The sequence below is a fragment of the Actinomadura sp. NPDC000929 genome (assembly GCF_040492065.1).
GTDB lineage: Bacteria > Actinomycetota > Actinomycetes > Streptosporangiales > Streptosporangiaceae > Spirillospora > Spirillospora verrucosospora.
The window spans coordinates 26,023-32,176 of the sequence record NZ_JBEUPA010000099.1; the positions used below are offsets into that span (position 1 = coordinate 26,023).

The 6,154-nt window shown below is 73.1% G+C and carries 9 protein-coding genes; 5 read left to right on the top strand and 4 right to left on the bottom strand.

Annotated elements, in window-relative coordinates:
• Positions 1 to 768 carry an SDR family oxidoreductase gene (locus tag ABWI04_RS28445; protein WP_353834368.1) on the bottom strand — a complete coding sequence of 256 codons (768 nt, stop codon included), beginning with the start codon at positions 766 to 768 and terminating at the stop codon, positions 1 to 3.
• Between the two features lie 178 nt (positions 769 to 946).
• Between ABWI04_RS28445 and ABWI04_RS28450 the strand changes: the two genes are divergently transcribed.
• Positions 947 to 1,849 (top strand): RNA polymerase sigma-70 factor, encoded by a 903-nt coding sequence (locus tag ABWI04_RS28450; protein ID WP_345187642.1) that lies wholly within the window; start codon positions 947 to 949, stop codon positions 1,847 to 1,849.
• Positions 1,850 to 1,876: 27 nt separating this feature from the next.
• Here the strand turns inward: ABWI04_RS28450 and ABWI04_RS28455 are convergent, their stop codons facing one another.
• Positions 1,877 to 2,389, bottom strand: coding sequence for an HAD domain-containing protein (locus ABWI04_RS28455; protein ID WP_353834369.1), 513 nt, complete (start codon positions 2,387 to 2,389; stop codon positions 1,877 to 1,879).
• Positions 2,386 to 2,985, bottom strand: a complete 600-nt coding sequence (locus ABWI04_RS28460) for a TetR/AcrR family transcriptional regulator (RefSeq protein WP_353834370.1) — start codon at positions 2,983 to 2,985, stop codon at positions 2,386 to 2,388. Before ABWI04_RS28460 ends, ABWI04_RS28455 begins: the two co-directional genes overlap by 4 nt.
• 79 nt (positions 2,986 to 3,064) lie before the next feature.
• Here ABWI04_RS28460 and ABWI04_RS28465 point away from each other — a divergent pair, with 79 nt between their 5' ends.
• Positions 3,065 to 3,475, top strand: coding sequence for an organic hydroperoxide resistance protein (locus tag ABWI04_RS28465; protein WP_345187647.1), 411 nt, complete (start codon positions 3,065 to 3,067; stop codon positions 3,473 to 3,475).
• A 47-nt stretch (positions 3,476 to 3,522) separates the two neighbouring features.
• Here ABWI04_RS28465 and ABWI04_RS28470 read toward each other — a convergent pair whose 3' ends face one another.
• Complete coding sequence (locus tag ABWI04_RS28470; RefSeq protein ID WP_353834371.1) at positions 3,523 to 4,317, bottom strand: SAM-dependent methyltransferase; 795 nt, start codon at positions 4,315 to 4,317, stop codon at positions 3,523 to 3,525.
• A 121-nt stretch (positions 4,318 to 4,438) separates the two neighbouring features.
• Here ABWI04_RS28470 and ABWI04_RS28475 point away from each other — a divergent pair, with 121 nt between their 5' ends.
• The 3 genes from ABWI04_RS28475 to ABWI04_RS28485 form a co-directional block, all read left to right on the top strand.
• Positions 4,439 to 5,260, top strand: coding sequence for a hypothetical protein (locus tag ABWI04_RS28475; RefSeq protein WP_353834372.1), 822 nt, complete (start codon positions 4,439 to 4,441; stop codon positions 5,258 to 5,260).
• A 54-nt stretch (positions 5,261 to 5,314) separates the two neighbouring features.
• A complete protein-coding gene (locus ABWI04_RS28480; RefSeq protein ID WP_345177242.1) occupies positions 5,315 to 5,887 on the top strand; it encodes a DUF4262 domain-containing protein in 573 nt (190 codons plus the stop codon).
• Between the two features lie 47 nt (positions 5,888 to 5,934).
• Positions 5,935 to 6,154 (top strand): GNAT family N-acetyltransferase (locus tag ABWI04_RS28485; RefSeq protein WP_502913180.1); only part of this gene is annotated, 220 nt, incomplete at its 3' end.

The window sequence follows — 6,154 nt, forward strand, 5'->3', positions numbered from 1 at the left end:
CTACCAGGGCAGCGGGCCGTCCTCGCCGAAGAAGCCGGCGGTCGGCCCGTCCGCGCCGAGCGTGGCCAGGCGCACCACGACGGCGGCGCCCTCCGCGGGGGTGAGATGCCCGGTGTGGTCATTGCTGTCGGTGTCGACGAAGCCGGGGGCGACGGCGTTGACGAGCACACCGTCCTTGCGCAGTTCGTTGGCGTACTGCACGGTCAGCGCGTTCAGCGCCGCCTTCGACGGCGTGTACGCGGCCGACGGCAGCAGCGCCGTGAAGGGGCCGTCCGGGTCGCTGGTGAGGGTCAGCGACCCGGCGTGGCTGCTGACGTTGACGACGCGCGCCGCCGGCGACCGGCGCAGCAGCGGCAGCATGGCGTTGGTCACCGCGATCACTCCGAAGACGTTGGTCGCGAACACCGCCCGGACCAGCTCCAGGTCGACGGAACTGGGGATCTGGTCGACGGCGTCCTGGGGCGCCACCTGTCCCGAGCCGGTGATGCCCGCGTTGTTGACCAGCACGTCGAGGCGCCCGTAACGCTCCTCGACCCACGTCGCGGCGTCCTGGACGGTGGCCGTGTCGGTGACGTCCAGGCGCACCGCGTGGACGTCGCCGCCCGCAGCGCGCAGCGCCGAGGCCGCCTCCTCCCCGCGCCGCCGGTCCCGCGCACCGAGCAGGACCGTCATGCCCCGGTCGGCGAGCGCCTCGGCGACCGCCCGGCCGATCCCCTTGTTGGCCCCGGTGACCATCGCGACCGTCCGGCTCCCGCTGTTCTCGATCATGGTCAAGCTCCCGTCTCGTGGCCCGCGCGGCTCTCCACGCGGTTCCGGACACGAGATGCCGCCGCCCCCGCCTCCGTGACAGGGGCCCGAGTGTGACGTGCGCCACCGATCGCCGATGTCACACGCGGACCGGGTCCGGCGTCCTGTGCACGGCACGAAACGCGTAATGGAGAGGGCCATGGACGAACGAACGAAGGACACGGCCGACAGCCGCATGGACGCCGCCACCGAGCTGTTCATCGCCCACCGCAACCTGCTGTTCACCGTCGCCTACGAGATGCTCGGCTCGGCCGCCGACGCCGAGGACGTCCTGCAGGAGACCTGGCTGCGGTGGACGGGCGTCGACCTGGAGACGGTGCGGGATCCCCGCGCGTACCTGGTGCGTGCCACCACCCGCCAGGCGCTCACCCGGCTGCGCACGCTGCGCCGGCGCAAGGAGTCCTATGTGGGGCCCTGGCTGCCCGAGCCGCTGCTGACCACGCCCGACGTGGCCGAGGACGTCGAACTCGCCGAGAGCCTCTCGATGGCGATGCTGCTGGTGCTGGAGACCCTCGCGCCGACCGAGCGGGCGGTGTTCGTGCTGCGCGAGGTGTTCGGCCTCGACTACGACGAGATCGCCCAGGCCGTCGGCAAGAACCCCGACGCGGTCCGCCAGATCGCCCACCGCGCCCGCAGGCACGTCGCCGCGCGCAGGCCCCGCGACACCGCCGCCCCGTCCGACGCCCGGGCCGCGCTCGACGCCTTCCGGCAGGCGGTCGAGACCGGCGACCTGCGGAACCTGCTGGACGTCCTCGCGCCGGACGTCGTCCTGCTGACCGACGGCGGCGGCGTCGTCCGGGCCGCGCTCGCGCCCGTGGTCGGGGCGGAGAAGGTGGCCGCCGTGCTCGCCCGGCTCTCCGGCGCGGTCACGCTGCGGCCGACGCACGTCAACGGCCACCCCGCGCTGATCCTCGGCCGCGCCGGCGAGATCGACACCGTCATCGCGACCCGCGTCGACGACGGCCGCGTCACCGGCCTCTACGCCGTCCGCAACCCCGAGAAGCTCTCCCGCATGACCCAGGAAACCCCCCTCCACCGCTGACACCCCGACCACCCCCGGAGCGCACCCTCACACCACAACCCGCAACCACTCCCCCAGAACCCGGTAGTCGGCATCGGTGATCCCCTCACCCGGATCGACCCGATGCGCGAGAGCCGGCCCCGGATGCCGCGCGGCCACCCAGGCGCGGTCCCTGTCGGTGATCTCGTCGTCGAGCCAGGCGAAAGGGCGCCCCGCCGCCCATGCGACGAGGGTGCGCGTCTTCCAGTGGAGGCCATGTCGCCGGTCCCGCTCTTCGGCTCCAGGGTCGTCCGGCCAGGTCACCATCGTCAGCCGCGGCAGCCCCGCGAGCGGGGCGACGCACTCGTTCGCGTCGTCCGTCCAGGAGGTGGCCCACACCAGTTCGCACGGCAGCGCCATCAGCCTAGGGCCGTGCGCGGGATCGATCCGGGCCAGCAGCGGGTTCGACTCGACGTCCGGCGACGAGGCCGGCCGGTACGTCGGGTGCTCGCGCGGTCCGAAGGGAATGAGCGGCCCGTCGATGTCGAGGAAGAGCAGCGGCCGCGGTGGGGTTGCGGTCATGGGTGGGCGGGGTCGGGGGGACGGGTGGGGGCGTCCAGGATTCTGGTGACGGCCTCGTGGACCGCGGTGCGGACCGTCGCCGGGTCGTCGAGGTCGAAGCCGACGGCGAGGCCGTCCCTCAGGAGCATGAGGGTGTGGGCCGTGCGCTCGGGGTCGGGATGGCCGTCGGCGGCCAGCAGGTCGCGGAACAGGCCCCGGCACCACTCGCGGTGCTCGTCGACCGCCCGGCGGACCGGGTGGGCGGGGTCGGGGTACTCGGCGGCGACGTTGATGAACGGGCAGCCGCGGTAGGAGGGCTCGGAGCCGAACGTGCACATGCGCTCGAACGCCGTGAGGAGCGCCTCGCGGGGCGTCGCGGACGCGGGCACGTCGGCGATGCCGCGCTGCCGCAGGCTCTGCTCGGTGACGTAGGCGCGGACGAGGTCGTCCTTGCTCGGGAAGTGGTGGTAGAAGGTCGCCTTCGCCACCCCGGCCTCGGCGATGATCCGGTCGACGCCCACGGCGTGCACGCCCTCGGCGTAGAACAGGCGCGTCGCGGTGTCGAACACGCGGGACCAGGCCGCGCTCCGGCGGGGCGCCGGGGATCTCGTGGTCACCCCTTGACGCTACCAGACAGACCCGTCTAGTCTCCGGAGTGCAGACAGATCTGTCTGTCTACTTGTGAAGGGACGGCTCATGAGCCAGTACACGACCACCGCCACCGCCACCGGGCGCGACGGGCGCGCCTTCACCGGCGACGGCCGGCTGGACCTCCAGCTGGCCCTGCAGAAGGAGCTCGGGGGTGACGGCGACGGCACGAACCCCGAGCAGCTGTTCGCGGCCGGCTACGCCGCGTGCTTCGCCAGCGCGCTGCAGCTGGTGGCGCGGAAGCAGAAGATCGACGTCTCCGGCATGTCCGTGACCGCGGAGGTCGGCCTCGGCCCGAACGGCTCGGGCGGCTTCCAGCTCGACGTCAAGCTGGTGGCGAAGCTGCCCGACGCCCTCAGCGCGGAGACCAAGCAGCAGCTCGTCGAGACCACCCACCAGGTGTGCCCCTACTCCAACGCCACCCGCGGCAACATCCCGGTGGAGCTGTCGGCGATCTGAGCGGCGGACGGGGCCGCCGGCCGGTTCCGGCCGGCGGCCCCGTCCGGTCAGGCCTTGCGGGCGACCCCGCAGAGGGTCGAGGTGCTCGGCGTCTCACCGAACGGGCTCGGCTCGGGGCGCCACTTCTCGCACGCCACCACACCGGGCTCCACCAGCTCGAAGCCGTCGAAGTACCCGGCGATCTGCTCGGGACGGCGCAGCCGGTACGGGACGGCGCCGGTGTCGTCGTACTCCTGCTGCGCCTTGTTGTGGGCCTCGTCGGTGTCGGTGTCGTCGTAGAGGGCGAGAAAGCTGCCGGAGGGCAGGCCGCCCATCAGGGTCCGGATGATGTGCAGGATCTCGTCGTAGGAGTCGACGTGCCCGAGGACGCCCATCAGCATCAGGGCGATCGGGCGGTCGAAGTCGAGCTTGCCCCGGGCGATCGCGAGGATCTGCTCGGGCTCGCGCATGTCGGACTCGATGTAGCTGGTCTCGCCTTCGGGACGGCTCGTCAGCAGGGCGTGCGCGTGGGACAGCACCAGCGGGTCGTTGTCGACGTACACGATGCGCGCCTCGGGCGCGACGCGCTGCGCCACCTCGTGGGTGTTGTCGACGGTGGGCAGGCCGGTGCCGACGTCCAGGAACTGGCGGACGCCCGCCTCCCCTGCCAGGTACCGGACGGCGCGAGCCAGGAAATGCCGGCCGGTCCGCGCGATGTCCACGATCCCGGGGTAGATGCTGACGTACTGGTCGCCGGCCTCGCGGTCGACCGGATAGTTGTCCTTGCCGCCGAGCCAGTAGTTCCATATGCGCGCGGAGTGCGGAACGGAGGTGTCGATCGCGTTGACCGGGTCTTCGGCCATGGTCTTCTCCCTGCTGTGCTCCACCGGTGGTCGCGCATAAAATAGATCATTCTTCCGGCGCCGGGACACCGACCGACGAAGCGAGGCCTGGGTGCGTTTTCGGCGGCTTGCCGCGGTCGCGATGATCCTGCTGGTATTCGCCGTGCTCGCCGGGTGCGGCGGAGCGCCGCCCCGGGAGCGGCGGGCGCGGATGGAGGTCGCCCTTCTGGCCGACGGCGGCGCCCAGGTCGACCTGTACGCGGCGGGGCGGCTCCGGTCGGACGCCGAGGTGCGGGCGCTCGCGGGACGGGTCGCCGCGGCGCTGTTCCCCGGCGCCGGGCCCGTCCGCGTCCGCACCAGGAAAGACCGCGGGGCGCCGTTCGCCCGCGCGGAAATCGGCCGCGCCTACCGCACGGGACGCAGGCCGTTCCTGAGAATCGACACTTCCGGCGCGGCGCGCGAACTCGCGGCGCGGGGTTTCGACGACACGGCCATGCAATTGCGGCTTCCGCCGGTATCCGCAACGGTGCGTCCTGACATTTCCGATAATCACCGCTGGCACCTGCGCAAAGGCGTCCCGGCGCCCCTCATCCAGGTCGGCATGAGGCCGGAGCCGGGACGCTGGTACGGCGTGATGGCGCTGCCCGTCCTGGGGGCGCTGGGCGTGGCGCTGGCGTTCTTCGTCCGGCGCCGCGCGCTGGCGGCGCCCCCGGCCGGCCTCGCCGTCGCCGCCGCCCTCCTGGCGCTGCCGCTCGGCGCGGGACGGCGCGGCGCCGACCTCGGCGTCGCGGGCCTGCTCGGCGGGACGGCCCTGGACGTGGCGTCCGTCGCCCCGCTCACGGCCCTCCCCCTCGGCATGCCCGCCGCGATGCTGCTGGGCGCCATGGCCGTCCGGGGCCTGCGCGGCCCGGCCGTGCGGCACGAGCACGAGGCGCCGCCGCGCGACACCGGCGCGTTCTGGTGATCCTTCGCGCAGCGGCATGCTCGCCCAGGGTCGATTGATCGTAAGCTGAGGGTCATGTCCGGCGACCGCCTCTCATGCACCTGCGTGATGTGCCGTGACTACGGCGACCGCGACCGCCTGGACAACTTCCATCTCCGCACCATCGTGCACATCACCCAGTACGGGTGGAGCGTCGTCCTCGTCCAGCCGGACGAGGACGGTCCCGGCTGGGCGTACACGGTCGGCCTGTGGCACAGCCACGGCGCCCCCGAGCTCGCGATGTTCGGCGGCGACGTGTACGAGACGGAAGAGATCCTCAACATGCTCGGCCGGGAGACCGCCGAGGGGCGCGCCCCCGCCGACGGGGAGCGACGCGACGGCGTCGTGCGGGGGCAGCAGGCTGCCTTCCGGAACGTCGAACCGGACTGGTCCGTCGGGCTGTTCGGCGGCGCCGTGGCGTTCTACCGGCGGCCGCCGCCGGTCCTGCAGGTCGTCTGGCCCAACGGCGACGGCCTGTTCCCGTGGCAGCCCGGCACCGACCTGCCGTTCCGGCACGCCCAGCCGTGGCTGTGGCTCCAGCCGCGCCAGCATCCGGCCGGCGCCTGGACGCGGCGGCTGTCCGGCCGGCGGTCCGAGTGGCGGCTCTGAGGGCCGCTCCACGGGCCCGCCGCGACGCGAGAGCATAGGATCGGCGGGTGTACGGGCCGATCGCCGACACCATCCGCACCCAGCGCCTCGTCCTGGAGCCGCTGGCGGTCCACCACGCGGACGAGATGGCCCCCGTCCTGGACGACCCCCGCCTGCACCGCCACATCGGCGGCGAGCCCCTCACGCGCGACGAGCTGCGCGCCCGCTACGCGCACCTGGTCGCGGGCCCGGCGCCCTACCACCAGGAGTGCTGGCTGAACTGGATCG

Coding starts and splice junctions, on each gene's coding strand:
- ABWI04_RS28445 (WP_353834368.1), bottom strand. CDS start 768: ATGATCGAGAACAGCGGGAGCCGGACGGTCGCGATGGTCACCGGGGCC.
- ABWI04_RS28480 (WP_345177242.1), top strand. CDS start 5,315: ATGTCCGGCGACCGCCTCTCATGCACCTGCGTGATGTGCCGTGACTAC.
- ABWI04_RS28465 (WP_345187647.1), top strand. CDS start 3,065: ATGAGCCAGTACACGACCACCGCCACCGCCACCGGGCGCGACGGGCGC.
- ABWI04_RS28475 (WP_353834372.1), top strand. CDS start 4,439: ATGATCCTGCTGGTATTCGCCGTGCTCGCCGGGTGCGGCGGAGCGCCG.
- ABWI04_RS28470 (WP_353834371.1), bottom strand. CDS start 4,317: ATGGCCGAAGACCCGGTCAACGCGATCGACACCTCCGTTCCGCACTCC.
- ABWI04_RS28450 (WP_345187642.1), top strand. CDS start 947: ATGGACGAACGAACGAAGGACACGGCCGACAGCCGCATGGACGCCGCC.
- ABWI04_RS28455 (WP_353834369.1), bottom strand. CDS start 2,389: ATGACCGCAACCCCACCGCGGCCGCTGCTCTTCCTCGACATCGACGGG.